At 60.5% G+C, this 25828-nt stretch carries 26 protein-coding genes; 22 read left to right on the plus strand and 4 right to left on the minus strand.

What is annotated here, in order from left to right:
• Window positions 1–41: 41 nt before the first annotated feature.
• The gene (locus FHJ30_RS14145; RefSeq protein ID WP_179997641.1) at window positions 42–1988 is read right to left on the minus strand and encodes a DUF6541 family protein; all 1947 of its coding nucleotides are present in this window, start codon (window positions 1986–1988) and stop codon (window positions 42–44) included.
• A gap of 89 nt (window positions 1989–2077) precedes the next feature.
• Between FHJ30_RS14145 and FHJ30_RS14150 the strand changes: the two genes are divergently transcribed.
• A complete protein-coding gene (locus FHJ30_RS14150; protein WP_139029915.1) occupies window positions 2078–3316 on the plus strand; it encodes a glycosyltransferase in 1239 nt (412 codons plus the stop codon).
• Window positions 3317–3525: 209 nt separating this feature from the next.
• Window positions 3526–5238: a glycosyltransferase family 39 protein gene (locus FHJ30_RS14155; protein WP_171059054.1), complete on the plus strand. Its 1713-nt coding sequence runs from the start codon at window positions 3526–3528 to the stop codon at window positions 5236–5238.
• A 383-nt stretch (window positions 5239–5621) separates the two neighbouring features.
• On the opposite strand, the gene rpsI is transcribed toward FHJ30_RS14155, so the two are convergent.
• Window positions 5622–6128, minus strand: coding sequence for a 30S ribosomal protein S9 (rpsI, locus tag FHJ30_RS14160; protein ID WP_050684362.1), 507 nt, complete (start codon window positions 6126–6128; stop codon window positions 5622–5624).
• 38 nt (window positions 6129–6166) lie between these two features.
• Window positions 6167–6610 carry a 50S ribosomal protein L13 gene (rplM, locus tag FHJ30_RS14165; RefSeq protein ID WP_015937805.1) on the minus strand — a complete coding sequence of 148 codons (444 nt, stop codon included), beginning with the start codon at window positions 6608–6610 and terminating at the stop codon, window positions 6167–6169.
• A gap of 295 nt (window positions 6611–6905) precedes the next feature.
• Between rplM and FHJ30_RS14170 the strand changes: the two genes are divergently transcribed.
• The 19 genes from FHJ30_RS14170 to FHJ30_RS14260 all read left to right on the plus strand — a co-directional run bounded on the left by FHJ30_RS14170 (window position 6906) and on the right by FHJ30_RS14260 (window position 23051).
• Window positions 6906–7568, plus strand: a complete 663-nt coding sequence (locus FHJ30_RS14170; protein ID WP_139029917.1) for a prepilin peptidase — start codon at window positions 6906–6908, stop codon at window positions 7566–7568.
• A gap of 277 nt (window positions 7569–7845) precedes the next feature.
• Window positions 7846–8037, plus strand: coding sequence for a Flp family type IVb pilin (locus tag FHJ30_RS14175; protein ID WP_240793707.1), 192 nt, complete (start codon window positions 7846–7848; stop codon window positions 8035–8037).
• A gap of 112 nt (window positions 8038–8149) precedes the next feature.
• Entirely contained in the window at window positions 8150–8344 is a 195-nt protein-coding gene (locus FHJ30_RS14180) for a Flp family type IVb pilin (RefSeq protein ID WP_139029918.1), read from the plus strand.
• 87 nt (window positions 8345–8431) lie between these two features.
• Window positions 8432–8839: a TadE/TadG family type IV pilus assembly protein gene (locus FHJ30_RS14185; RefSeq protein WP_139029919.1), complete on the plus strand. Its 408-nt coding sequence runs from the start codon at window positions 8432–8434 to the stop codon at window positions 8837–8839.
• Complete coding sequence (locus tag FHJ30_RS14190; protein WP_240793708.1) at window positions 8836–9882, plus strand: Tad domain-containing protein; 1047 nt, start codon at window positions 8836–8838, stop codon at window positions 9880–9882. Before FHJ30_RS14185 ends, FHJ30_RS14190 begins: the two co-directional genes overlap by 4 nt.
• A gap of 166 nt (window positions 9883–10048) precedes the next feature.
• Window positions 10049–10660 carry a Flp pilus assembly protein CpaB gene (locus tag FHJ30_RS14195; RefSeq protein WP_240793709.1) on the plus strand — a complete coding sequence of 204 codons (612 nt, stop codon included), beginning with the start codon at window positions 10049–10051 and terminating at the stop codon, window positions 10658–10660.
• A complete protein-coding gene (locus FHJ30_RS14200; protein WP_139029922.1) occupies window positions 10657–11856 on the plus strand; it encodes an AAA family ATPase in 1200 nt (399 codons plus the stop codon). The genes FHJ30_RS14195 and FHJ30_RS14200 overlap by 4 nt, the downstream gene beginning before the upstream one ends.
• Window positions 11853–13325 carry a CpaF family protein gene (locus FHJ30_RS14205; RefSeq protein WP_139029923.1) on the plus strand — a complete coding sequence of 491 codons (1473 nt, stop codon included), beginning with the start codon at window positions 11853–11855 and terminating at the stop codon, window positions 13323–13325. Before FHJ30_RS14200 ends, FHJ30_RS14205 begins: the two co-directional genes overlap by 4 nt.
• A 2-nt stretch (window positions 13326–13327) precedes the next feature.
• Window positions 13328–14269, plus strand: a complete 942-nt coding sequence (locus FHJ30_RS14210) for a type II secretion system F family protein (protein WP_171059056.1) — start codon at window positions 13328–13330, stop codon at window positions 14267–14269.
• Window positions 14270–14278: 9 nt separating this feature from the next.
• A complete protein-coding gene (locus FHJ30_RS14215; RefSeq protein ID WP_139029924.1) occupies window positions 14279–15157 on the plus strand; it encodes a type II secretion system F family protein in 879 nt (292 codons plus the stop codon).
• 269 nt (window positions 15158–15426) lie between these two features.
• Window positions 15427–15618: a Flp family type IVb pilin gene (locus tag FHJ30_RS14220; RefSeq protein WP_104998616.1), complete on the plus strand. Its 192-nt coding sequence runs from the start codon at window positions 15427–15429 to the stop codon at window positions 15616–15618.
• A gap of 149 nt (window positions 15619–15767) precedes the next feature.
• Window positions 15768–16142, plus strand: coding sequence for a TadE family protein (locus FHJ30_RS14225; RefSeq protein WP_139029925.1), 375 nt, complete (start codon window positions 15768–15770; stop codon window positions 16140–16142).
• Entirely contained in the window at window positions 16130–17167 is a 1038-nt protein-coding gene (locus FHJ30_RS14230) for a TadE/TadG family type IV pilus assembly protein (RefSeq protein WP_139029926.1), read from the plus strand. The genes FHJ30_RS14225 and FHJ30_RS14230 overlap by 13 nt, the downstream gene beginning before the upstream one ends.
• A 34-nt stretch (window positions 17168–17201) precedes the next feature.
• Window positions 17202–17960, plus strand: coding sequence for a Flp pilus assembly protein CpaB (locus FHJ30_RS14235; RefSeq protein WP_171059058.1), 759 nt, complete (start codon window positions 17202–17204; stop codon window positions 17958–17960).
• On the plus strand, window positions 17957–19153 hold the full coding sequence (locus tag FHJ30_RS14240) for an AAA family ATPase (protein ID WP_139029927.1): 1197 nt from the start codon (window positions 17957–17959) through the stop codon (window positions 19151–19153). Before FHJ30_RS14235 ends, FHJ30_RS14240 begins: the two co-directional genes overlap by 4 nt.
• Window positions 19153–20658: a CpaF family protein gene (locus tag FHJ30_RS14245; protein ID WP_139029928.1), complete on the plus strand. Its 1506-nt coding sequence runs from the start codon at window positions 19153–19155 to the stop codon at window positions 20656–20658. Before FHJ30_RS14240 ends, FHJ30_RS14245 begins: the two co-directional genes overlap by 1 nt.
• A gap of 8 nt (window positions 20659–20666) precedes the next feature.
• Window positions 20667–21599, plus strand: coding sequence for a type II secretion system F family protein (locus tag FHJ30_RS14250; RefSeq protein ID WP_139029929.1), 933 nt, complete (start codon window positions 20667–20669; stop codon window positions 21597–21599).
• A gap of 7 nt (window positions 21600–21606) precedes the next feature.
• Window positions 21607–22491, plus strand: coding sequence for a type II secretion system F family protein (locus tag FHJ30_RS14255; protein WP_139029930.1), 885 nt, complete (start codon window positions 21607–21609; stop codon window positions 22489–22491).
• Between the two features lie 95 nt (window positions 22492–22586).
• Window positions 22587–23051, plus strand: coding sequence for an Hpt domain-containing protein (locus tag FHJ30_RS14260; protein WP_171059060.1), 465 nt, complete (start codon window positions 22587–22589; stop codon window positions 23049–23051).
• Between the two features lie 7 nt (window positions 23052–23058).
• On the opposite strand, the gene FHJ30_RS14265 is transcribed toward FHJ30_RS14260, so the two are convergent.
• Window positions 23059–23850: a response regulator transcription factor gene (locus tag FHJ30_RS14265; protein ID WP_139029931.1), complete on the minus strand. Its 792-nt coding sequence runs from the start codon at window positions 23848–23850 to the stop codon at window positions 23059–23061.
• A 253-nt stretch (window positions 23851–24103) separates the two neighbouring features.
• On the opposite strand from FHJ30_RS14265, the gene FHJ30_RS14270 reads away from it, so the two are divergent.
• Window positions 24104–25774 (plus strand): cell wall metabolism sensor histidine kinase WalK, encoded by a 1671-nt coding sequence (locus tag FHJ30_RS14270; protein ID WP_139029932.1) that lies wholly within the window; start codon window positions 24104–24106, stop codon window positions 25772–25774.
• Window positions 25775–25828: the final 54 nt, after the last annotated feature.

Raw genomic sequence — 25828 nt, forward strand, 5'->3', positions numbered from 1 at the left:
AGAGGATGGGGCTTCAGCACCTTGTATCTACGGGCCGGTAGCTAGGAGTCGCAGCCGACAAACCTGTACAGGGCTGCGTCCCCTTCCTCGTCTACCTTGACGAAGGCCGACGAGTTTTTCGGGACCTCTATGCCGGGGAAGTCGTTGACTTCCTTGCGTTTTGGATCAATGTATTTCCTGCCGAAGTCCAAGAGGAACTGAATGTTCTCCCTTTTCACGGCCTCGCAGAGGTCAGATTCAGGATTGGCCTGGTTAAGCTTTTCCGCTGCTATCAGGCGGTCTGGATTGGAACCAGTGTACGCGTGCGCAAAAAGTACTCGGCGATCTGCTACGGCATATGCCGTAGAACTGCCGTTCCAAGGGTTATTCGCTATAACGGCACCTTTTGGTACATGAGTACCTAACCGGCTGAGCAGCTCAAGTTCGTTAGGACTTAGTAGAGGAGAGTCGTCAGCCAAAGCGTAGGTCCGCTCCCGGCCGGGGACCGTTTCGGAGTTTGTTGGCCAAATGACGATGGACAGGGCCAACGCTGCGACGCCCACTGGAACGATCCAGCGTACCCTGTATCGCTTCAGGCTTTCGAAGATCCAAGCACTGGCTGCGCCGGCAAGTACCGCCCAGAACATCGGAAGGAGTGCAGCAAGGCGGGGAGGGTCGCCGTACCATGCGCCGATGATTATCTCCCTGATCAGGGGTGCGGAAGCCGGAACAGCGGCCGCCACCAAGTAAAGTGCTGCCGCACCCCCATAGGACGCCAGAAACCATCGTTCCCTTGGGTGCCGAACTAGCTGTGCGGTTCCAATCAAAGTCAGGGCCGCGAGTGCCCAGGTCACATCCCCATGGGTAGGTGCGGTGAGAAGTACACTGCCGGCTGCGGCCGGGAGGGAATCAATTGGATCCCAAGTAGTGGTCCAAGGGCGTACGACCGCCCACACTATGAGACCCGAGGAAAAGGCCGTGATCCATAACGCCGTCCATTTCAGATATCCAAAAAGATCCGACCGCCGTTGTCTGAGCCCCCGGAATGACCTCCTAGCTGCCATCACCGCGAAGATTGATGAAAGCCCAACGAGAGCTACGAGGCCCGACATGTGCGTGTTGACCAATCCCGGAAGCCCTAGCGCGAGCGTTCCTGCGGCCAATGGCCATGGCATCGGCATCCTGTTGCCAAACTTCAATGCCGTCGCCAAAACCGCAATGAGCGGCGGCAGGAAAGTCACAGCAAGCATGTAGGGAAACAGCGGCCCAAAATCACTCTTCTGGCTCTGCATCACTGTGAAGGGGAAGGCGAAGAAACCCGCGCTGGCAACTCCAGCGCAAACTAGGGCAACAGCTTTAGGGCCGACAACCAAGTAAACAAGAAGAAGCACGCCAAGCGGCCAGGAGAGAGCGACTATGGCGAAGTTGAGGGCGTTGGCGGCTTCAACCACGGGCAGCCGCGTCACCTGCGACGTCAACGCCGCGAGCGCGTGCCAGATTTGAGGATAAAAACCGGACGACTCACCCAGTAATGCCCGTACGGAAAATGGCGAGCCGTCCCCGGAATCGAGAATTTGCTGTACAAGATTCAGGTGAAACGGCGCATCGATGCCCTGATTGATGTTGCCAGGCCGCTCAACAATCTGAACATAGCGGACCGTCAGGAAGAGGCCGCTTGCCAACAGGGCAATCCAGTATGCAGACCCCGCCGTGTCGCCGACTGGTCGCCAAGCAAAGCTGTCCGGCCAGCGTTTACTTATGAAACGAACCACGACAAGGACCAATCCAGCGAACAACGCAACAGTGAAGGCGAAGACACTGACATTCCAGCCAATATGCAGCCACCAACTGGCGAGCGTGGACACCGCAACAAGTGATGCCGTCAAGACGGGTGCAAGTGAAATCATCCACACCTGCCGGAGCCCCAACGCCCAGCCCAGGAGCAGTCCTGGACATAAGAGCACGACGACCGCTCCTGCAAGGCCTGGCAAAGCTAAAACCCACTCCATCAAGGATTCCCCAAGTTTTCCATCAGTTAATGCCCAAGATCCCACTCTGCGCTAGCGGGTCCCCCACGCGCGTCTATAGCATACACAGCATGAAACTTAGCCACGGGGGCCTGGCGCTTGAAATTGTTGTACCGGTTTTTAATGAGGAATCAGTACTCGAAAAGAGCATCACCGAGCTCGCGAATTATCTGAAACTGGAAATGCCGGCGTCGTGGCAGATTACCATTGCTGACAACGCCAGCACTGACAACACACCAATTATTGCCGCCCGGCTGGCTGAGGTTATGCCCAACGTCGCCTACAGGCGTTTGGACGCAAAGGGGCGCGGGCGTGCCCTTCGCGACGCATGGAGCGCGTCCACGGCCGAAGTCTTGGCATATGTAGACGTAGACCTCTCCACGGACCTGGCGGCCCTGCCGCCGTTAGTTGCACCCCTGTTGTCCGGTCACTCAGATATCTCCATCGGCACAAGACTAGGTCAGAGTTCCCGCGTCAGCCGTGGCCCTAAACGGGAATTCATTTCGCGGTCGTACAACTTTCTACTGAAGCGCACGATGCAGGTGCGCTTTTCCGATGCGCAATGCGGTTTCAAAGCTATCCGAGCCGACGTCGCCAGGACGCTGCTTCCTCACATCGAGGACAACGGATGGTTCTTTGACACAGAGCTCCTGATTATTGCCGAGCGGTCAGGACTTCGGATCCACGAAATCCCAGTTGATTGGGTTGACGACCCGGACAGCAGAGTGGATATCAAACAGACTGCGATCGACGACATTCGGGGACTTGTTCGTGTTGCAGGATCCTTGGTGAGGGGGTCGATTCCTGTTCAAGCCATCTACGCTGAGCTCGGGCGACGCCCAATCGTTCCGCAGTCTCGACCAAGCTTCTTCGGCCAGGTCATTCGATTCGGCATGGTTGGAGGTATATCCACTGTGGCCTTCGCGCTGTTGTTTCTGCTGTTCCAAGGTCCGCTTGGGGCTCAGCAGGCCAACTTCCTGGCCCTCCTCCTGACGGCGATCGGCAACACGGCCGCCAACCGACGATTTACGTTCGGTATCAACGGTCCGGAAAAGCTCTTCACACAGCAGTTCCAGGGACTCGTTGTATTTTCTTTGGCCTGGTCCTTAACGTCATCATCGCTTTTGGCCCTGCATGCCATTTCGCCGGACGCCTCATCTACGATGGAGCTCGTGACACTGACCGGAGCAAATGTCCTTGCCACTCTCATGCGCTTCGTCCTGCTGCGTATCTGGGTATTCCGACTTCGCACCGTGGAATATGCTTCCCAGCCCATCCCTTCGAGCGCCAAAGTTGCGTCGGCCGCTTGAAGGCTACGACCGAGAGCTCTGTTGGGGCATCTGAAGTTTCGGGAAAAGTACTCTCCATCTTGAGGGCTACGGCGCGGCCGCTCTACCCCGCTGCCCTTCGGGCGAGCGAGGGCTGGCCCCTCTGGATTCTCCTAGCACTGACAAGCCTCTTATATCTCTGGGGCTTGGACCGCAACGGCTGGGCAAATTCTTACTATTCCGCAGCTGCCATGGCCGGTTCCCAGGACTGGACCGCCTTCTTTTTTTCGTCTTCTGACCCGGGCAACGCCATCAGCGTCGATAAGCCTCCGCTTAGTCTTTGGGTGATGTCGGCGTCCGTATGGGCGTTCGGCTTGAATCCGTGGAGCATTCTGGTGCCACAGGCGCTAACGGGAGTCGCAAGCGTTTATCTGCTTTACCGCATGCTTCATACAAGTGTCAGCGCGGCTGCTGGCTTTCTTGCTGCCACCGCCCTGGCCATAACTCCCGTGTCGACGGTTATGTTCCGCTACAACAATCCCGATGCACTGCTCACTTTGCTGATGATCGGAGTTGCGTACGCCACCCTAGAGTCAATCCGGCGCAGCAGTGTGCGGTGGCTTATTTTGGCCGGAGCGCTCACAGGAGCCGCTCTGCTAACCAAGCAACTTCAGATTGCACTCGTTCTGCCTGCTGTTGCCATCAGCTACCTTGTATTTGCCAGTGCCCCGATTCTGAAGCGTTTTCTCCACCTCGTGGCCGCTCTCTTGGCGGCCTGCGTCACAGGCGGCTGGTGGTTCGTGCTGGTACAGATGACCCCGCCTTCCAGCCGACCCTTTGTAGGAGGGTCCCGTTTCAATAGCGCCGTTGAGCTCACATTGGGGTACAACGGCCTGGATCGGCTTACCGGTGAAGACGCCAGCCGCACCATGTCCCCAACTGCAGCCAACCTCGCGGAAAAACTCGATCCGGGGTTTCAACGTTTCCTTCAGCCACAATTTTCCGGACAGTTCGGGTGGTTCCTGCCCCTAGCGATCGTTGGCCTTTGCCTGGCAATATGGCACATCAAGCGGCGCAGCGGCAGCAAGCAATACCGAGCGCTCCTGGTTCTTTGCGGCGTCTGGTTTCTTTGTTCGGCCACGGTCTTGGCGTTCATGTCCGGGATCGTCCACCCCTACTATTCGTTGACCCTTGTACCTCCGTTGAGTTGTCTGGCGGCCATGGGCCTGATCCACATGTATCGTCTCCGACACCGCCCAGGGATGCGCGTCGCGCTAACAGGCACTCTCCTGGCAACAATGATCATTGGCTTCGTCTCCGCTAGCCGCTCAACTGCTGATTTTCCGTTGGGGCCGGAGGTTGCGCTCGCTGTAGGGTCAGCCGCAATCGCCCTGACGGTTCTTCCTCCACCTTCTCGGATTCTTAGAGCTGTCTCCGTGGGTATTCTCGCGGTCGCGCTCATGGTCGGCCCTGTCGTCTGGTCCATAAACACGGTATTAAGCCCTCACATCGGCGCTGGCGTTGTAGCCGGGCCCAGCATTCTGGGGATCAGGACAGACCATCCCGATCGGAAGCAGCTCGGACCGGACGTGCCTGCCAGCTTCATCGCGGTGATGTTCGGCGACGTTCCGGAACAAGCAGTGGTCTCTAGGCTTCGTGCGGCCCCTGAAAGCACACGATGGACGGCTGCCATGGTGGGGTCAGAGACGGCGGCCAACTACCAACTGGAGAGCGGACGCTCCGTGCTGCCCATTGGCGGTTTTGATGGGACGGACCCCTATCCAACACTGGAGCAGTTTCAGACAATGGTCAGAGAGGGCAAGGTGGCTTCACTTGTCATCCACGAGTTGCCTCCTCTGACGCTTGAAGGACGCGGCGAGTCGGCGAAGATCGTCGCTTGGGTACGGCAAAGCTTTTCTGTCGAGCAGATTGGCGACGCGCAGTATTACGATTTGCTTCAATAGGAATTTCCACACTCCACGCACTTTGGCGGGTAGCTCGTCCAATTCAAACTAATCATCGTGAGATCCCGCGGTCTGAATGGGAACGCCTCACCGTCCCCCGCCCTGCCGGATGGACAGCCAACCTCAGCGATTCCGGCCCCTGAATCTGCATCAGGATTCTTTGGCGCTGGGCCAACATCACCGACGATCTTGAGGCGACTCAGGAAGATTTTGTCATCCTGAACTAGCGAAGCGGAGCCGTAAAGAGGGCGCCACACACGCCCAGCTCTGCCCCACTGAAAAGACTGCCTGGCTTCCACCTTCGCCGCGGCTTTCCTACCGAATGGTGCGACAACAAAAACCCGCCCCGCCGAAAGGCGGGACGGGCTTCTGTGCAAGCGGATTTAACGCTTGGAGTACTGCTGGGCCTTGCGGGCCTTCTTGAGACCGGCCTTCTTACGCTCGATGACTCGGGCGTCACGGGAGAGGTATCCGGCCTTCTTCAGGGTGGCGCGGTTGTTCTCGACGTCGATCTCGTTCAGGGAACGGGCGATGCCGAGGCGCAGTGCGCCGGCCTGGCCGGAGATGCCGCCGCCGTGGATGCGGGCGATGACGTCATAGGCGCCTTCGAGATCAAGGATCTTGAAGGGCTCGTTGACGTCCTGCTGGTGCAGCTTGTTCGGGAAGTAGTTGTCCAGCGCACGGCCGTTGATGGTCCACTTGCCGGAGCCGGGGACAACGCGGACGCGTGCAACAGCTTCCTTGCGGCGGCCAACAGCTGCACCGGCGACGGTCAGGGCCGGGCGCTCCTTCTTCGGCGCAGCGGCGTCGGCAGCTGAGCTTTCAGAGGTGTAGCTGGTCAGGGTTTCCTCAGCCTCAACGGCTTCGGTGGTCTCTTCGTTCTGAGCCACGATTCTCCTTGTATAGATAAGTTGTTTGGTGGCCAGGACTACTGGGCGACCTGGGTGATTTCGAAAGTCTTGGGCTGCTGGGCGGCGTGCGGGTGCTCAGCACCGCGGTACACCTTCAGCTTGCCGAGCTGCTGGGCAGCGAGGGAGTTTTTGGGGAGCATGCCCTTGATGGCCTTCTCCACGGCGCGGACCGGGTTGGACTCCAGGAGCTCCGCGTAGTTGACGGAGGTCAGGCCGCCCGGGTAGCCGGAGTGGCGGTATGCGCGCTTCTGCTCCAGCTTGGCGCCGGTCAGGGCGACCTTTTCAGCGTTGATGATGATGACGAAGTCGCCCATGTCCATGTGGGACGCAAAGGTGGCCTTGTGCTTGCCGCGCAGCAGGATTGCGGTCTGGCTCGCGAGACGACCAAGGACAACGTCTGTGGCGTCAATGACGTGCCACTGGCGGTTGATATCGCCGGGCTTCGGGGTGTACGTACGCACGGTGTTTGCCTCGTTCTTGTTCTGGCGTTCTTGTTTAGGTGTCACTAGCTCGTGCACCTACTATCTGCGCGCTACCGGAACAGAGGTGAGGGCTCTATGTAACCAGTCATCCTTTGCTTCCGAATGTGCACGTTGAGTAGTCATCCTGCAACCGGATTCTCAAGCGGGCACGCACCATCGGAATAGGACACGCACAACGACTACCAAGATTAGCGCGTTAAGGGGTTCAGGGTCAAAATGGGGTAGCCGGACGCTGGTGCGCGCCGAGCCGGATCGACGTTCACAGGGGGAAACAGTGAATTCTTGGGTCAACGATGGGTCTGCTGGGTGGCTTTTCGTCGTCGGAGCCGCCGTCCTGGGCGGCATCCTCTCCCCTGCCGCGGAGGTTGCCATTGCCCGCTTCCTGCCCAGGGCAGGTGTCCGCCCCAGCATCTCTGTTCAAATCACGACGGCGGCAATTACCTTCGCAGCGTGTGCAGCCTTTTCCCTTCGCTTCGGAATTACCCTGAGCCTGCCTGCTTTTCTATTCCTGGCGGTTATGGGTACGCAGCTGGGGCGAATTGACATAGCCCGGCACCTGCTGCCCAACCCCCTCGTCTTAACACTTCTTATTGGCGGTCTCTTGCTGCTGCTGCCGGCGTTCTTCAATAATCAGGCTGCTGATTTGGCGCGAGCACTCGCTGGCTGCGTAATCCTGTTCGCCGCGTACCTGATTCTGGCCCTAATTTCGCCGGCGGGCATCGGGATGGGCGACGTTAAGCTCGCTGCTCCCATCGGGCTTTACCTGGGGTACCTAGGTTGGAGTCAACTTCTCTACGGCGGTCTCCTAGGCTTCATTATCAACGGCCTGGTCTCCGCCGTAGCCGCTAGCAGAAACCGCCGTATTAGTGGGGCAGAGGTGCCCCACGGTCCTTCCATGCTGCTTGCCACTACGGCCGTTGCCCTTCTCGTAATTTGATCCTGATCGGGCTGCATTGCCCGGTCAGCCCTCTTCAAACGCAGGGTCGCCCAAGTAGTCGAATCTGACAAACGGCCGATACCTGAGTACAGCAACCTCCCTCTGAGTACGGCCATACCGGACCTGCCAAAAAATTCGAGTACAACTACGCATTGTTGCCCTTCCCCCACACTGACAATCTTTTCTTAGCGAAGTCCAGCCGCTAAAGAATTATGGGGGCAGCTGGAAATTCGTTGAAATCAAATCAGTCCATTTCACCGAATTAAAGGAATTTACAATGACTTCTCTCATGGTCTCAATGACTGCTTACATCGCCGGCATCAAGGATCGTTTCCAGTCGGAAAAGGGAGCCACGATGGTGGAGTACGGCATCATGGTCGCTTTCATCGCCGTCCTGGTTATGGTGGCGGTAATTGTCCTCGGCCCGCAGATCGCCGGCCTGTTCACCCGGGTATCGGCCTCGCTCTAAGGCTTCAGCCAGCGACGGGCGAGGGTCTCATTGAGGTCCTCGCCCTGCTGCCGCTCAGGACCTGTATTCAATCGGATCCATTGTCCAACGCTCGGAAGGAAGTAGTACAAAAATGAACGCATTTATCGCCACTCTCAGTTCCGTTCTTCACACCGCGAAGGCGCGCCTCGCGGTGAACGAGAAGGGCGCCACCATGGTCGAGTACGGGATCATGGTCGCCTTCATCGCCGTCCTGGTTATGGTGGCCGTCATTGTCCTCGGCCCTCAAATTGCTGGCCTGTTCACTTCAGTCTCAGCCTCCCTCTAGGGTCGGCCGCAGCTGTGGCAGTGGTCCCACCAGGCACTGCCACAGCTACCACATCAACCAATTTTCAAGGGACACCTGGGAGACGTCATGAAGACAAAAGGCAAGGAAAAAGGCGCGGTTGCGGTTGAGATGGCAATCGTCCTCCCGCTACTGCTGCTGATACTTCTGGGGATTATCGAATTCGGCAGGGTCTTAAACATCCAGGTGTCCCTGACTCAAGCAGCACGAGAAGGTGCACGTTACGCGGCTATTCATCATGGCGACCCTAGTTTTGATGTCCGGGGAGCCACCCTTGCCGCGGCACCCACACTTTCGGGGCTCCCTGTATCCGTAACTGACAATGCCAGCAGTTGCGCATCTGGTTCCAACGTCCAGGTCCAGACAAGGGTGGCGCTGCCTTCACTGACAGGCTTTCTGGATGCCGGCTTCTTTGGAGCACCCGGCATCTTTCCGCTGTCCATGACAGGAGTGGGGGTAATGAGATGTGGCGGATGACACGGCGGGCAACTCATGCAGAGGATCGTTCCGTTACAGCAGAGGAGCCCCAGCGGGGAGCGGCCACCATACTGGTGGCAGTCCTCATGGTGGCGCTGCTCGGCTTCGCTGCCCTGGCCGTCGACGTCGGAGCGATGTACGCGGAGAAGGCGCAAATTCAGAACGGGGCCGACGCTACAGCCCTTGCCATCGCTGGGGACTGCGCCAAGGGACTGAGCTGCACCACCGCCATGAGCGCCCCTGCCAACCGCTTGGCTGATGCCAATGCCAACGACCACTCCACGGGGGTATTCTCCGTTACGCGCCCCAATCCCAACACCATCCGTGTTGAAACGAATGCCCGCGAGGCCAGCTCCGGGAGCGACAGTTTTTCCCTCTTTTTCGCCAGGGCCCTGGGCATCGAATCAACCGGAATAACAGCAGTTGCGGAGGCTTCGTGGGGCCCCCCGAATTCCGGATCAACCCTGCCGTGGACAGTCAGTGAGTGTGTTTTCCGCAGATACCTGACCCCGAGCCAGCTGCATGAGCTCGACACGACGGGAAGCTTCACCGGGGACCCAACAGCTACCCACATACTCCTGCGATACGACGAGAACACTCCCGACTACCCGGGGTGCGCAACTCAAAACGGCTACCAGCCGGGCGGTTTCGGGTGGCTAGAAACTACAGACGGCTGTACAGCAGATCTCGACGTCGACTCCTCGGTCGAGGGCCAACCGGGAAATCACTTCCCCACCGCGGCAGAGTGCGACGCCATCCTGGCCACCATCATGGACCAACCAGCCTTGGTGCCGCTCTTCGACTCTGCCACGGATGGAGGTTCGAACACCGTCTACACATTGGTGGGCTTCGCCGCCTTCCAGGTGACTGGCTATAAGTTCGGCGGCTCACTTGAAATCGATGACGACCTCGCTCCGGACTGCAGCGGAAATTGCCGTGGACTCCAGGGCTACTTCGTCCGCTTCGTGACTTTGGAAGAGGGCGCCCTAACCACCGGCGGAGGCACCAATTTCGGCGCCATAAAGGTTCACCTGACCCAATGAACGGAACACCACGCATCCCACATTCCACGTCCACAAAGGAGCAAACGAAGTGAAATCACGCCTACTGGGAGGCTTGGCTGCGCTATTACTGGCAGTAATCGGAGCGGTTCTCCTCTTTGTTTATGTACAAGGCGCATCGGCCCGGGCACAGGCAGGTCTTGAACCTGTGAACGTCCTTGTCGTCGCTGAACGAGTTCCCGCCGGAACTCCCTCATCAGATCTTGCCGGCAAGGTCCGTTCCGAGGCCGTGCCTAAGTCCGCGGTGCCTGAGGGCGCCCTGGCCACCCTCGACCAGCAGGAGGGTAAAGTCACGGCGGTTAGCCTGGAGCCGGGCGAGCAGCTGCTCTCCGCCCGGCTGGTCGACCCCCGGGAATTGGTGCCAGGCACCGTGCCTGTGCCAGACGGGTTGGAAGAGGTGACGCTCCTGCTGTCCCCTGAACGCATCCTCGGTGGCCGGCTTGAAGCGGGAGACAAGGTGACCATCTACACCTCCTTCGAAAAAACGGACCAGCAAACGGGCCTGCTCTTCTACGACGTCCTGGTGACTGCAGTGCAGAAGGCCCCGTCCGAAGCGAAAAACGCGTCGGGCGCCGGTTCGTCCGACCCCGCAGTAGAAATGCCGACGGGATCCGCCTTCATCACTTTTGCCAGAAGCGACGCCGATGCCTCAAAGCTGATATACAGCGCGGAATTCGGCAAGCTTTGGCTTGCCAAGCAGACCGACACAACAACAAAGACTAATCCTCCTGTGACCACCTTTGGAGGGCTGTACCAATGAGTCGCTTCGTAGCCATTACCGCGGTCCGCGACTTCGAAGGCCGCATCCGGCAGGCCATCACGGGCGCGCTCCACGGTGAGCTGCAGACCTTATCCCCGACAGTGCTGGCAGGCGGGCCGGACGACGTGTTCAAACTGCTCAGCGGGGCACCGCCGGAAGTGCTCATCCTGGGCCCGGGCGTCGCACCGGATGAAGCCCTCAAACTGGCAACGGTCTTTGATCTCCAATATCCAGAGGTCAGCCTTCTTCTAATTGCCGAGCCCAGTCCTGAACTGGTGATGCGAGCCATGCACTCGGGAATCCGCGACGTAGTGACTTCAGAGATAGGCGTCAGTGAACTACGCGTTCTTCTTGAACGAGCCTGCCTTGCATCGGCAAGCCGCCGCCGCGGTATGGCTCCCGCGGCCGAGGGAAACCAGGACCGAGGCAGGGTCATTGCGGTTATGTCACCGAAGGGAGGCGTGGGTAAGACAACGGTAGCCACGAACCTGGCCATCGGATTGGGCAAAGTCGCGCCAATGAGCGTCGTGCTCGTGGACCTTGACCTGCAATTCGGAGATGTTGCTTCCGGCCTTCTGCTTGATCCGGAGCACTCCATCAGCGAGGCAGTCAATGGAGCAGCTTCCCAGGATTCCATGGTCTTAAAGGCCTTTCTTACCGTCCACCCAGCTGGCATTTACGCACTTTGTGGACCTAGAACTCCTGCTGAATCTGACTTCATTACTGCCGAACACGTCAGCCGGCTCATCAATCAACTGGCAAGCGAATTCAAATATGTGATTGTGGACACCGCGCCTGGGTTGGGTGAACATGTCCTGGCAACCCTGGAACAGGCTACGGACGGGGTCTGGGTTTGCGGGATGGACGTGCCCAGTATTCGTGGACTCCATAAATGCTTCGCGGTGCTTCGGGAACTCCAACTGCTTCCCCAGGGCCGCCACACGGTCCTGAACTTCGCCGACCGTAAGAGCGGAATCTCAGTTCAGGATGTTGAAGCGACCATTGGAGTGCCCGTGGATACGGTCATTCCGCGCTCGAGGACCCTTCCCTATTCCACTAATCGCGGCATACCTATCCTGCAAAGCAACGCCAGGGACTCCGCGTCCAAGGGGCTAAAAAAGCTCGTGGACCGCTTTGATCCCCAATGGTTAGCCTCCGCACAGACCAAGCAACACAGACGGGTGGTTGTCTCATGAAACTCTCAGATCGGCTTTCACGGTCCAGTGGCACGCCGGCCGGGCCAGTGCTAAATCCGGCCACCCCGGAAGTTCCCGCCGAGCCGCCGGCCTCTGCTCTGGCCTCATCGCCATCCGCGCCCCCGGCGCTCCTGTCAGTTCCGGCAGCAGCTTCAGTGGCCGCCGGAGCATCACCCGCTGTGGATGCTTTGGCCGGCCTCAAGCAAAGGGCAGCCCAAGCGCTCTTCGAACGCATGGGAACCCGGTTCAGCGACTCGGCTTCTACTGAAGAGGCCCTCCGGGCTTCGGCTGTCGAAGAGTTGTCCGCGGTCATTGACCAGGAACAGGTTCCCCTGTCGCCCGAGGAACGCCGCAGGCTGATTCGTGAAATTGCAGATGAGGTGATGGGCTACGGTCCGCTACAGCGCCTCTTGGAGGATCCTTCAGTCACGGAAATTATGGTCAACCGATTTGACCAGATCTACATTGAGCGGCACGGTCGGCTGACTCTCACGGGTGCACGGTTCAGCTCCGATGACCACCTTCGGACTGTTATCGAACGGATCGTGTCCAAGGTGGGCCGCAGGATAGATGAGTCGTCACCCTTGGTGGATGCTCGGCTGGAGGACGGTTCCAGGGTCAACGCGATTATCCCGCCGCTTGCAGTCAATGGGCCATCACTGACGATCCGGAAATTCAGCCATGTGCCTTTGACCGTGCAGAACCTGATCGATTGGGGTTCGCTGACCCCCGAGATGGCAGAACTGTTGAGCGCTTGTGTGCGGGCGCGGTTGAACATCATCGTTTCGGGAGGCACAGGCACCGGCAAGACAACCCTGCTCAATGTGCTGTCCTCCTTCATTCCTCCGGACGACCGCATCGTCACGATCGAAGATGCAGTGGAGTTGCAGCTCCAACAGGAGCATGTCGTCCGCTTGGAGAGCCGCCCTCCTAACATTGAAGGCAAGGGTGCAGTGAACATCCGCGAACTGGTCCGCAACTCCCTTCGCATGCGGCCGGACCGCATCATTGTGGGCGAAGTTCGGAGCGGCGAGTCCCTCGACATGCTGCAGGCCATGAACACCGGCCACGACGGCTCATTGTCCACGGTCCACGCCAACTCACCCCGGGATGCCGTCGCACGCTTGGAGACCTTGGTACTCATGGCCGGCATGGACCTTCCACTGAGGGCGATCCGCGAACAGGTTTCATCCGCCGTCGACCTCATCATCCAGGTGACCCGCCTCCGGGACGGTAGCCGCCGCGTAACCCATGTGACAGAGGTCCAAGGAATGGAAGGCGACATTGTCACCTTGCAGGATGCGTTCCTCTTCGACTACTCGGCAGGCATGGATGCCCAGGGACGCTTCCTAGGCAGGCCAGTAGCCACCGGCATACGCCCCCGCTTCCTGGACCGCTTCTCCGAACTTGGCATTTCCGTATCACCAGCTGTATTCGGTGCGGGAGTGGCACCAGCAGGAAGGCGGTAGCCATGGACTCCCCAATGATTTTCGTCCTTGCCGTGACGCTCTGCCTGTCCGCCATAGTGCTAGTGGTTTTCGTCGTCTTGAAACCACGGTTCGGGTCTGTTCCACTGGAACGAAGGCGGCTCGGCCTCCAGCAAGACAAGTCAGCAGTTGCCCGCGTCTCACAAACAGCGGTCAACGCTGTTGAGAATGTCATTGGCGAATCGGGCGGGCCGTATAACCGCGAAGTGCTTTACAACGCGGGCGTCAAGATGGCACCCGCGGACTTTACGGTAGGTGTGGCTCTTGCCTCGTTTTTGATAGCGGCATTTGCGGCGCTGCTGACTCACCCCCTTTTGGGGCTCGTGGCGGGAGCAGCAACACCCTTTCTTGCCAAGGTTGTCCTCATCATTCTCAGGGACAGGCGCCGGGCCAAGTTCGAGGAGCAGTTGACAGACACCATACAGATGCTCATTGGCGGGCTCAGGGTTGGTCATAGTGTTCTTCGATCGGTTGAAGCTGCGGCTCAAGAGGCAGACGCGCCGACCTCAGAAGAACTCCTTCGCATTGTGAACGAGACACGGATCGGCAAGGATGCCCGGTTGGCCTTGGATGACGTTGCCAACCGCATGGACAGCGAGGACTTCCGCTGGATCTCCCAGGCGATCCAGATCAACCGCGAAGTCGGCGGGGATCTGGCGGAAGTACTCGAACAGGTTGCCGGGACCATACGTGAACGCAGTGAGATCAAGGGCCAGATCAGGTCCCTGAGCGCTGAAGGAAAGATGTCCGCTTACGTCTTGATGGCAATGCCAGTGGGCGTTGCTTTCATCCTGGCCTTCATCAATCCCGGGTATCTCAACGTGTTCGTAGAGAAGCCACTCGGCCTTCTGATGCTGGCCGGCGCCATAGTCATGTTCACAGTAGGCGGCTTCTGGATGAGCCGCGTCGTGAAGATCAAGTTCTAGGGGGACACGATGACACCGATAGCGTGGCTCTACATCTCACTGGTGGTACTACCAGTGGCGTATCTGGTCTGGGCACTGGCCACTACTGACCGCAAAGCCGCACTGGCCGTACAAACCAATCTCGCTCAAGGCTTTACACAAGACGGCGGAGTGGCAATCCAACGTCCGCCTGCACTCCTGGACGTGTCAAAGCGACTGACTCCAAAAGGCTATGAGGCAAAGCTGGACCGTTGGTTGTCACTCGCAGGGCGACCAGCCTCCCTGCCTTTGGACCGGTTGATCATTGCAAAACCGCTGCTAGCCCTGGCGGGTGCAACGCTGGGACTGCTGATGTTTGCCAGTTCCCCGTCAGCGCAGGTCATCGCACTGGGATTATTTTTGTCGGCTTTCCTTTATTTCCTCCCTGACCTGCTGATTTACAACAAGGGCGTCAAACGGCAACAAGAAATTGAGCTTGAACTGCCAAACACCCTGGACCAGTTGCTCATCTCTGTGGAGGCTGGACTTGGCTTCGAAGCTGCAATGGCCAGAGCCGGCGGTAGTGGCGGCGGGGCCCTTGCCCAGGAACTTATGCGCACGCTCCAGGACATCCAAGTCGGGCGTCCGCGGCAGGAGGCGTACGAGGCGCTGGCCAAGCGTTCCTCGGTGCAAGACCTGCGGAGCTTTGTGCGCGCCGTGGTCCAGGCCGATAAGTACGGAATCGGCATCGCCAAGGTTCTACGAACGCAGGCGAAACAGGCCCGTGTCAAGCGTCGCCAAAGGGCTGAAGAAAAAGCGATGAAGTTGCCGGTGAAGGTACTCTTCCCGCTCCTGCTGTGCATTTTCCCTGTGCTCTTCATCGTTCTCCTCGGACCGGCGGCCATCAAGATCGTCGAAGCCTTCACATAGGCAACCCCAACTGCGCCCAAGGGGCGCCCAAAGACCGGACCCCCTCGGCACCCAGAACCGAGGGGGTCCGTTTGCGTTCCCTACGATGGTCGCCCACGCCCCCGCCCCACTTTTCCTCAAGAAAGAGGCTGGAAAAGCGCAGGAAAGGCACAGTGCGAAAAGCCTTTGCGCAGGATGTCCCAAGATGCGGCCCGAGGCCGTAAACCCGTTGCTAACTTCGTATTAGCGCTGGTACAGGGCCAGCCATCCGTCTCGCTCAGGAGTACAGAATGCTTTCTCTTATCGCCACCCTTCAGACCCTCGGCTTCAACCTCAAGAACCGTCTCAGCAACGAAAAGGGCGCAACCGCCGTCGAATACGGCATCATGGTTGGCCTCATCGCCGTCGTCATCATCATCGCTGTCCAGCTTCTGGGCACAACGCTCGACGGTATGTTCGACAAGGTAAACGTCACAATCTAGGCGCCTGGTCTTTCCTCACAAACACGATGCGGTGGCGCGGCGACAAAAACGCGCCTTACCCGTTGTGCGGTGCAGCCCAAGCCTGCGCCGCACAACGTTGTTTATGCCTTGTAAGACGCAGCTGATGCTGGAGAAGAAAGACGCAGAGAATGCCTGAAACATCCGAACGCGGGGCAGCCGCCGTTGAGTTCGCGATTCTTCTTCCGGTACTTCTGCTGCTGGTTCTCGGCACGATCGAATTCGGCCGGGCATACAACGCCCAAATCACCCTCACCAACGCCGCCCGCGATGGTGTCCGGGTTATGGCCATCAACAATGACCCTGCTGGCGCCCGGACAGCCGCGAAGAACGCAGCAGCGTCCGTCAGCACATCGATCCCAGATTCGAACATAACCTTGAGCACCGATGCCTGCAGCACCAATGCCCAAGTCACCCTCACCATCAAGTACAGCCTGGCCACCATCACCGGAATAGCCGGTCCATTCACGATGACAGGCAAAGGGGTCATGCTGTGCGGGGGGTGAAACGTGGCATCACGAGCGAACGCGGCGCTATCAGCGTCATCGTGGCCATCCTTATGGTGGCCCTCCTCGGCTTCGTGGCAATCGCTGTCGACGTCGGAGTGATCTACTCAGAACGCGCCCAGCTGCAAAATGGTGCGGACGCCTCCGCAGTCGCCACGGCACAGAAATGCGCCCGGGACGCAAACGGAGTGGAATGCTCGACAACGTCGTCACTCGCCGGCACCCTTGCCAACGAGAACGCACTGGACGGCATGAGCAAGGTTCGCACCATCGACCTCGACAAAACGACGAGGAAAGTCAGCGTTACCACGTCTGCCAAGGAAATCGGGGGCACAGACAATTCCGTCTCCCTGTTCTTTGCGGACGTTCTCGGCATTCCAACCAAGGAAGTCGGTGCGCGGGCATCAGCCGTTTGGGGCAGTCCCAAGTCTGGCCGTACCGCATTTCCCCTCGCCTTCTCCGTTTGCCAGGTCAAAGACCACATCGGCGGCTCGCTCCAGCTACTCCAGGAACACGGCAAGAACTCCAACCTCGACTGCAACTACGGCCCGTCCGGGGCGGCTGTCGAAGGAGGCTTTGGCTGGCTGGTGCAGGACCAGGGTAAGTGCGGTGGAACCATTGACCTAGCCGTCAGTGAAGGCGGTAGCGACCCAGGCAACAACGCCCCAGGCAACTGCGGTACCACCCTGCAGAAGTGGGCTGACGATATCAACGCGGGCCGGAAGGTCACAGTCCTCCTGCCGATCTTCAACAAGGTGACCGGAACAGGTAACGGCGCCATCTATGGATTGGTTTCCTTCGCTGCCTTTGAGGTCACGGGCTGGAAGTTCACGGGAAGCGCCGGTCTGCCCTACGAGTTCCGCAGCGAAAGTTCGACGACGACCGGCGTCACCTCCACGACGGCCTGCACGGGTGAGTGCCGTGGCATTATTGGCAAGTTCGTCAAGTACGTTTCCCTCGCCGATGGCTACACGCTCGGACCCGTGGACGAGTACGGGGCCACGATCGTCCGCATGTCCCCGTGACCCAAACCCAGTTACACCTCACCAGGAGCAATAAGTGAAGTCTCGCCTAGTGGCAGGAAGCGCCGCGGTCGCCCTGGCGCTCGTGGGAGCCCTCCTCATCATTTTCTATGCCCAGGGCGCCGACCAGCGCGCCATTGCCACCACCCAGCCAGTGGAGGTCCTGGTGGTGAAGACTGCCATTCCCGCCGGCACCCCAGTAAACGATATGACTGCCTCCCTCGCCTTGGAGAAGCTTCCCGCCGCCGGAGTATCCGATACAGCCTTGAGCAACCTGGATAACAAAGCCGGCACCGTCAGCGCCGTTGACCTTGTTCCCGGGGAACAACTCCTGGCCGAGCGGCTCGTCGCCCCGGCCGATGTCAAAGCCCAGGGCGCCGTCGAGGTGCCTGCCGGCCTGCAGGAAGTCTCCTTCGAGGTAGAACCGAAACGCGTGGTGGGTGGCCGGATCAATGTGGGTGACCACGTTGGTATCGCCCTGAACTTCGAGAAAGGTGCCTACAAGGCCAAGGCGGACGACGCCACCACCCAGCTGACCCTGCGGAAGGTACTCGTCACCGCCGTCCAACGCGCGCCTCAGCCTGCAAGCACAGAGAAGCCAGCCGAGGGTGAGGCCAATTCCCAAGACACGACCCTCCCCGAGGGTTCCCTCATGATCACCGTCGCCGTCACCGACGTCGACGCCGGCAAAATCATCTTCACATCTATCAACGGCACCCTCTGGCTCACCAAGGAACCTCTCGACGCCCAGGACAACGGTGCGCGGATCGAACGCACGGAAGTGGTCTACAAGTGAGCCGCTTCGTCCTGCTCTCGCCCAGCGCCGAATTTGACCAGAAACTGCGCGATGCCGTCGCACACGGCCTCCGCGGGTCCGTCCAAACCATCGCCTCGGACATACTCCCGGCTGGCCCGGCCGAACTGTTCGCCCTTCTTAACCAGGAACAGCCGGAAGTCCTGATCATTGGACCCGATGTCCCCCACGATGAGGCACTGCGGTTTGCCAAGGTCTTCGACGTCCAAGTCCCCGGCCTCAGCCTGGTCCTCGTCAGCGACGTGGACCCGTCTTTCCTCCTGCACGCCATGCGCGCAGGCATCCGGGACATCCTCAGCCCCCAGGCGGACGCAGCGGAAATCCGTGTCCTCCTGGAACGTGCCTGCCAGTCCTTCGCCACCCGGCACCGCAACCACGAGGCACCGCCCACGGAGAACGGCGGCAAGGGCCTGGTGATCGGCGTCTTCTCCCCCAAGGGCGGCGTCGGTAAGACCACGCTCGCCACCAACATCGCCATCGGCCTGGGACAGATCGCGCCCATGAGCGTGGTCATCGTGGACCTGGACCTGCAATTCGGCGACGTCGCCTCCGGCCTGTACCTGAACCCGGAGCACACCGTCACGGACGCAGTCACCCCCGCAGCCACCCAGGACTCCCTGGTCCTCAAGGCCTTCCTCACGGTGCACCCGGCGGGGATCTACGCCCTGTGCGCACCACCAAACCCCGTGGACGCGGATCACATCACTCCGGAACAGGTCAGCCGCCTCGTGGAACAGCTGTCCCACGAATTCCAGTATGTGGTCCTGGACACGGCTCCGGGCATGCAGGAGATCGGCCTCGCCGCCATGGAGCAGTGCACCGACGCCGTCTGGGTCAGCGCCATGGACATCCCCAGCCTCCGCGGACTCAGGTCCGGACTCGAGGTGCTCCGCCAACTGGAGATCATGCCGGAGTCACGGCATGTGGTCCTGAACATGGCGGATGCCAAGGCCGGACTCAACGTCCAGGACGTCGAGTCCACCATTGGCGCGCCTGTGGATGTCAGCATCCCCCGTTCCCGCGCTGTAGCCCTTTCTACGAACCGGGGCATCCCCGTCCTCCAGGAATCCAAAAAGGACCCCGCCGTGAAGAGCCTCCGCCAACTGGTGGAGCGGTTCAACCCGGCGTGGCGTGCCCAGGCCCAGCGCAAGCTTCACCGAAGGGTGGTTATCTGATGAAGCTCTCGGAGCGGATCATCGCAGTCCAGGACCGTAACCAGGCAGCCGGCGGCAACGTCGCCGTGCTTGAACAGCCACGCCCGGCAGCCCCCGTTCCGGCTCCGGCCAGGGAGAGCGAAGCCCGGCGCCTTCCTGCCCAGCAGGCTCCCATAACGGTAGCGTCCGACGGCGGTGCCTCCAATGCGCCCAAGGCACAGCCGGTGGATGTCTTCGCCGCCATGAAGCACCGGGCCGCCACCGCCCTTTTTGAACGGATGGGTGCACGCTTTAACGATGCTGCGGTTACCGAGCAGGAGCTCCGGACCACTGCCAAAGAGGAACTGACCCGCATCATCGACGCCGAGCAGGTTCCGCTGTCGCCTGAGGAACGCACTCGCCTCGTACGCGACGTGGCTGACGATGTGCTGGGCTATGGCCCGCTTCAGCGCCTTCTCGATGATCCCGACGTCAGCGAAATCATGGTCAACCGTATGGACCAGATCTACGTTGAACGCAAGGGCAAGCTGACCCTCTCCGAGTCCCGATTCAGTTCTGAGGAGCACTTGCGCAAGGTCATTGAGCGGATCGTGTCCAAGGTGGGCCGGCGGATCGACGAGTCCTCTCCCCTAGTGGATGCGCGCCTTGAAGATGGCTCCCGTGTCAACGCCGTTATCCCGCCGCTGGCCGTGGGGGGTTCCTCACTGACCATCCGCAAATTCAGCAAAACTCCGCTGACCGTCCAGAACCTAATCAATTTCGGAACCCTTACTCCGGAAATGGCGGAACTGCTGAACGCCTGTGTGAAGGCAAAACTCAACATCATCGTCTCCGGAGGCACGGGCACCGGCAAGACCACGCTCCTCAATGTGCTGTCCTCCTTCCTCCCTTCGGACGAACGCATCGTCACCATCGAGGACGCCGTGGAACTCCAGATCCAACAGGAGCACGTTGTCAGGCTCGAAAGCCGCCCCCCGAATACTGAAGGCAAGGGCGAGGTGACCATCCGCGAGCTACTCCGGAACTCCCTTCGTATGCGCCCGGACCGGATTGTGGTGGGCGAGGTCCGTGGCGGCGAATCGCTTGACATGCTCCAGGCCATGAACACCGGCCATGACGGTTCACTCTCAACTGTCCACTCCAACTCCCCCCGGGACGCGGTGGCGCGCCTCGAAACGCTGGTGCTGATGGCTGGCATGGACCTCCCGTTGCGGGCCATCCGCGAACAAATTGCTTCCGCGGTCAACCTCATCGTCCAGATCTCCCGGCTGCGGGACGGCTCCCGGCGCATCACCCATGTCACTGAAGTCCAGGGAATGGAGGGAGACATTGTCACCCTCCAGGATGCTTTCGTCTTCGACTACTCGGCGGGAGTGGATACTCATGGCCGTTTCCTCGGCAAACCCGTGGCCACCGGAATCCGGCCCCGGTTCATCGACCGATTTGAGGACCTGGGCATCCATGTGTCCCCCAGCGTCTTCGCCGGGCCGCAAACGCCGGCCGGGCAAAACCCCGGCGGAAGGTGACCGACGCCATGATCCTTGCTGTTGGCTCAACCATCCTGCTTGTCGCCGTGGTACTGCTCGGGGCAACCATGCTCCTGCCAAGCACGCCTGAGGTGCCGCTGGACCGCCGTCGTCCTTTTGAATCGGAACCTCCGTCCTCCCTGTCCCGGCTAGCGGGGTCTGCTATCAGGGCCTTTGAGCGGCTCCTGGCCGGGCGGGAGGTCAAGATGTTCTCCCGCGCGGAACTGGAAAATGCCGGACTTCGCCTGAGCCAGGCCGAGTTCTTCCTCCTAGTGGGAATCGGCGCGTGCGTGGGCATGCTGGTAGGCCTTGTTATTATCGGGCCTTTGCTCGGGTTACTGCTTGCGCTGCTGGCGCCGGTTGTTGGAAGAATCGTCTTGGGATTCCTTGCTGGAAAACGCCGCGCCGCCTTCGATAGTCAGTTGGGCGACACCCTGCAACTGCTCTCCGGCGGTCTGCGGGCCGGCCACAGCATCCTGCGCGCCATCGATGCAGCGGCTTCGGAATCACAGAAACCTACCTCGGAGGAGATGCGGCGGGTCATCACGGAGACTAGCCTGGGGCGCGACTTGCTGGCCGCCCTCAACGACACCGCTGAACGGATGAAGAACGAGGACTTTGTGTGGATCTCGCAAGCCATCCAGATCAATCGGGAGGTGGGCGGCAACTTGGCCGACGTCCTCGACCAAACCGGCGAAACAATCCGTGAACGCGCCGAAATCAAAGGCCATATCAAGGCCCTGGCAGCAGAGGGCAAGTTCTCCGCCTACATCCTGATCGCCATGCCCTTCGGCATTGTAGCCATGCTCGTGGCCATGAGCCCGACCTACATGAACTCCATGTTCGCCCATCCTTTAGGCTGGGCGATGATCGGGGTCTCCTTCGTCCTCATGACTATCGGCGCGTTGTGGATGCGCAAGATCATCGACCTGAAGTTCTGAGTGAAGCATGAACCTAATCATTCTCGTCTCGGTCATCCTGGTCTGCGTTCCCGTGGCCGGGCTAGCCTGGTCTGTCCTCACAATCGATAAGCAGGGCCAGGTTGCGGTTGGTGAACTGCTGGCAAGGGGAGCCGCTTCGGTCAGCATGGCGCCAGCTGCCAAGCGAAGCCTGCTCGAAACAATCGGTCGCCGCCTAACTCCCCCAGGCTACGTCGCGTTCCTGGACCGTTTACTTTCGCTTGCCGGGCGCCCCCTTTCCATGCCTCTGGGCAAAGTGTTGGGCACCAAGCTGGCGCTCGGCGTCACGGGAGTCGTGGTGGGGCTCTACATGACGGCCGTGGGAACCACACCGCTTATGAAACTTGCAGGACTTTTCGTCCTGTTCCTTGGTTATTTCATTCCTGACCTCCTGTTGTATAGCAAGGGAAAGGAACGGCAGAAGGTCATCCAGCTGGAACTCGCGAACACCCTCGACCAGATGCTAATTTCCGTGGAAGCCGGCCTGGGTTTTGAGGGCGCCATGGCACGGGCGGGAGAGAACGGCAAGGGCCCTCTGGCAGAGGAGCTGGTGCGCACCTTGCAGGACATGCAGGTGGGCCGCAGCCGCAGGGAAGCCTACTTGGCGCTGGCCGAACGGACCAGTATCCCTGAGCTGCGCAGCTTTGTACAGGCCATAGTCCAAGCGGACACCTACGGCATCGCCATCAGCCGGGTCCTCCGCGTCCAAGCCAAGGTGATGCGCATGAAGCGGCGGCAGCGTGCGGAAGAAAAGGCGATGAAGCTTCCCGTGATGATCCTGTTTCCACTGCTCTTCTTCATTTTCCCGGTCCTGTTCATCGCCATTCTTGGGCCGGCCGTTATCAACACCGTGGTGACATTGAGCGGACAATAGGGCGCCACGGCCTCCGGCTCAAGGATCCCCTCAAGGTTTCCACAGGATCACCCGAAATAGGACAACGGAAGAATTACAGGAAGTAGCCTTGAACAATGCACAGTCAAGATCCCGGTTCCGGCAGCGAGGCCGCCGCTGCGGGCTCCCTGCCGTCCGGGGTCGCTTCAGCCGCAGGAACCCCACTCTCACAGGAAGCGGCCGGACTCTTGCCGCTCGTTGACGCAGCCGTCCTCGAAGAGCTCGAGGACGAGCTCGCCGGCTCCGGCCTGGCCCAGCGATTCGCCCGCGACTACGCTGCCATGTGGGACCAGCGCTACGCCCGGCTGGCAGCAGCCGTTGCCAGCCAGGACCGGGCCTCAGCCCTGGATGCCGTGATCAGCCTGAAGATCACGTCAGCCATGGTGGGCGGGCTCCGGCTGGCCAAACTTGCGGAACTGCTGGAAGCGGTCATCCGGATGGGTGACTTCGGCCAGGGCCAGGTGCTGATGGTGCGGGTGGCCGAGGACGGCGGGCAGACGGTGTCCGAGCTCCAGGCCAACTACATCCTGGAAAACGACTGAATCCTGCTTACCTTTCCGGCGGCCTTGCGGGAGCCAGCCGGTAGCCCACGCCGCGGACTGTCTGCAGCCAGCGCGGGGATACCTGGTCCTCCTTGAGCTTGCGCCGCAGGTTTCCCACGTGGACTTCGACGGCGCGTTCGTCCGCCTCGCTGATGTACGTGTCGTGGTCATAGAACTCGCCCCGCACAGCCCGGACCAGGTCCGCCCGGGTGCACACTGCGCCGCCGCCGCGCAGCAGCACGTGGAGCAGATCGAACTCACTGCGTGTGAGCCCAAGCGGCTCGCCTTTGATCTCCACCGTTCGCGTGCGGTGGTTCAGCGTCAGTCCGTTGTGGTGCAGGACGGCGGCGTCATGGGTTCGCGCTGCGGCGGCTGGAGCGGCAGGCGCTCCCCCCGCGGGCACGTCCGGCTTCTGCCCGCCGACTTCATGCCGCGGCCTGCGCATCATGGCGGCAACGCGGGCGCGCAGTTCCCTGGGCCGGAAAGGCTTGGCGATGTAGTCGTCCGCACCTGCATTGAGTGCGGACAGCAGGTCCGGCTCCTCTGTCCTGCCGGTCAGCATCACCACGTAGGCGTTGCTGAAATGTCGGATCCGCCGCAGTACTTCAAAACCGTCGATATCCGGAAGCCCGATATCCAGCGTCACCACATTTGCCTGCTTATTGCGGACCACTTCCACACCGGCCCGTCCGTCTGCCGCTGTATGTACTTCAAAACCTGCCTGCGTCAACACTCCTTCAAGGAGGTTGCGCACGTCGGCATCGTCTTCAATTACTACAGCCACACCAAGTTCGTCCATTGATATCCCCATGCCAGGCGGACATGGCCCCCCATCAGCCCAGCGCCAATGCCATACCCGCTCCAACCATTTATACGCTACTCGTTCACCCTGCTGATCACATCCTCATCCCCATTCATTGCAGAAAGTCAATTATCATGACAAGACATGTGGATTACGAGCCGAAAGGATGTGCTAAGGGTGACCCGCAGGAATTCGAACGCACGTGCCGCCCGGCCTCTCAATTCAGGTCCGCGGGGTTTGAAACGCACTCATGGCTGAGCACCTGTTCCAGCGTGGACCTGCACGGTTTTTCCGAGGTCTCGGACCCCGGGCCCAGGTAGTTCTGTGCCAGCTTCCGCTCACCTTGATCGTTGCCGCCCTGGCGGCCGCCACGCCCGTCGCCTGGCCAACTTTGCTGCACAGTCCCCTCTATATGGCCGGAATCCTCCTGCACGGCATCCTCTTCCTGGGCTGCTTCCTGGTGCCGTGGGAACGCCTGGGCCACCGGTCCTATCTGTTTGTCCCCGTCCTGGACTTCGCGGCCATCGGGTTCCTGCGCAACGGCGCCGCACCGCTCCTGCCTGGGCTCGCTGTCCTGGTGGTCTTTCCGGTGATCTGGCTTTCCGCCTCAGGAATGCTCACACGCACCAGCCTGGTACTCAGCTTTGTTGGCCCACTGTTCATCATGGTCCCCACTGTGGCCGGACGTTTCCCCAACGTGACCGCCTCGGACGTCACCACGGTGGTCCTCTTCCCCCTCATGATGCTCGCCGTGTCCCTCGCCATCCGGTTCGCCAGTATCCACGTCCGCGTCCAGCAGCGTGAACTCGCTGAGAAGGACAGGGAGCTCAGGAAGCTGCTGCGCGAGAGCCGGGAACGGGAAAAGCTGCTCCAGACGGTGCTGGACGCAACTGACGTAGGAATTGCCGCCGTCGACCGTTCCGGCCACTTCCTCGTCTCCAACGACAGGCAGCGGAACTTCCGCCGGGCCACCGGTGCCGACGATGCCGTGCCGGGGCAGGGACACCAGCTGATCTTCGGCCAGGACAGGCGGACCCTGCTGCCGCCGGAGAAACGCCCCATCAGCCGGGCGATCGCGGGCGAGTCCTTCGCCGACTACCTGGTGTGGGCCGGTGAAGGTGCAGAGCAGCGCGCCGTATCCACGGCCGCGCGGCCCCTGGTCAAGGAGGACGGCAGCTTCAACGGCGCAGTGGTGGTGTACAGCGATGTCACCGGCTGGGTGGAGGCCCTGGCGGCCAACCAGGAACTCGTCACAAACGTCTCCCACGAGTTCAAGACGCCCCTGAATTCCATCATCGGCAACATCGACCTTGTCCTGGACGACGTCGGCGCGGAACTGCCGCCGCAGGCAGCCCGGCGCCTGCTGGTGGTCCAGCGGAACGCGGAGCGGCTGATGGCCCTTGTGGCGGACCTCTCGGCGTCGGCGTCGGCTGCCCTGAACGTGCACCCCAAGCGGACAGACCTGGCCAGCCTGGTGGAAACCAGCCTCGGCTCCGCGCAGGCCCAGGCAGAGCGGGCACACATCGAACTCAGGGCTGACGTTCCCTCGCCGCTGTGGGCCTACGCGGACCCGCTGCGGATTGGGCAGGCACTGGACAACCTCGTCTCCAACGCCATCAAGTACTCTCCCGACGGCGGCACGGTCAGCGTCAGCGCCAGCTTCAGTGAGGATTGGGTCCGGCTCAGCGTCAGCGACACGGGGATGGGCATGAGCAGTGAGGACACTGCCAGTGTCTTCAAGCGTTTCTTCCGGACGGAATCTGCGCGGAAGGCGGCCATTTCCGGCGCTGGCCTGGGCCTGTCCATCACCAAGATGATCGTGGAGGGCCACGGCGGCACCATCACCTGCGAGAGCGGTCAGGGAAAGGGCAGCACGTTCACGCTGACGCTCCCGGCGGACGGCCCGCCGCCGTCGTTTTAGGAATCGATTGCTCCGTAACTGCCCTCATAGCAGCTCAAAACGGCGTCTACGCAG

Origin of the sequence: Arthrobacter sp. BB-1 (assembly GCF_006151685.1) — a bacterium.
Lineage (GTDB): Bacteria > Actinomycetota > Actinomycetes > Actinomycetales > Micrococcaceae > Arthrobacter.